This is a genomic window from Hymenobacter rubidus, from assembly GCF_016734815.1.
Taxonomy (GTDB): domain Bacteria; phylum Bacteroidota; class Bacteroidia; order Cytophagales; family Hymenobacteraceae; genus Hymenobacter; species Hymenobacter rubidus.
On record NZ_JAERQF010000083.1, the window covers coordinates 1 to 780 of the forward strand.

The window sequence follows — 780 nt, forward strand, 5'->3', positions numbered from 1 at the left end:
CCAGCTTCGCCACGCCGCCGGGCCGGGGCGACCAGGCCGCTGGCCCGGCGAACGATGTGGTGGTGGCGGCACTGCTGGCGGTGGTCAAGCGCCATGCCGGGTGGGGCTTTTGGAAGTACCATTACCGGCTGCGCAAAGACGGCTTGTTGGTGAATCACAAGCGGCTGTGGCGGCTGTATCAGGCCCACCAGCTGCAGCTGAACCGGCGGCGCAAGAAGCGCCGTTTACCCGAACGCATCAAGCAGCCGCTGACCGTGCCTGAGCACCCCAATCAGTGCTGGTCGATGGACTTCATGAGCGACGCCTTGACCGACGGGCGGCGCTTCCGGACACTGAACGTGGTCGAGGACTGGAACCGCGAAGTGCTTGGCATCGAGGTGGATTTCTCCCTGCCTGCTGCCCGCATCGTGCGCCTGCTCGCGCAACTAGTCGAGCGCCACGGTCTACCCGCGCGGCTGCGCGTCGACAACGGCCCGGAGCTCATCAGCCACCTGCTACAGGACTGGTGTAGCCAGCAGGGCATCGTGCTGCACTGGATTCAACCGGCCAGCCCCACCCAAAATGCCTATGTGGAACGCTTCAACGGCTCGTTTCGCCGGGAGCTACTCAACGGCTACCTCTTTGCTACCTTGCAGCAGGTGCGCGAGCACTGCCGCTTGTGGCAGTACGACTACAACCATCTACGGCCCCACCAAGCCTTGAACTTCATGACCCCAACCGAGTTCCGTCAAGCCGCCTAACCTCTACTTTTCGCTGGCCTACCTGACGGGGAAGCGTACA

1 protein-coding gene is annotated in these 780 nt (G+C 63.6%); it reads left to right on the forward strand.

Features of this window, described 5'->3' with window-relative positions:
• The coding region (locus JKL48_RS22885; RefSeq protein WP_201987739.1) for an IS3 family transposase at positions 1-740 on the forward strand (740 nt) is incomplete at its 5' end.
• Positions 741-780: the final 40 nt, after the last annotated feature.